The sequence below is a fragment of the Bradyrhizobium uaiense genome, assembly GCF_010811875.1.
Taxonomy (GTDB): domain Bacteria; phylum Pseudomonadota; class Alphaproteobacteria; order Rhizobiales; family Xanthobacteraceae; genus Bradyrhizobium; species Bradyrhizobium uaiense.
On sequence record NZ_VKHP01000717.1, the window covers coordinates 1 to 255 of the forward strand.

1 protein-coding gene is annotated in these 255 nt (G+C 71.8%); it reads right to left on the reverse strand.

The features are described from left to right. On the reverse strand, positions 1 to 255 hold a 255-nt coding region (locus tag FNJ47_RS47195), incomplete at both ends, for a transposase (RefSeq protein ID WP_163163638.1).

The following is a 255-nucleotide window of genomic DNA, read 5'->3' on the forward strand; positions in this document are numbered from 1 at the left end:
CAGCTCCCAGGCGATGCCCGCCCCCTTTGTGGCAAGCGCCGCCGCTGCACGCGGCGGCGGCTTCCGCTTGTCCAGCCCCAGCAGCCAGCGCGAGTGATAACCGCGTCCGCGGCTGGCCTGCGGGATCGCCGCCGTAGCCCCGATCACGAGCAGCCGTCTCAGGTCCTCGTCGCCCGCCCGGGTGATCTTGCCAAGCCTGGTCTTGCCGGCGGTGGAATGGTCCTTGGGTGTGAGGCCGAGCCAGGCCGCGAAGTG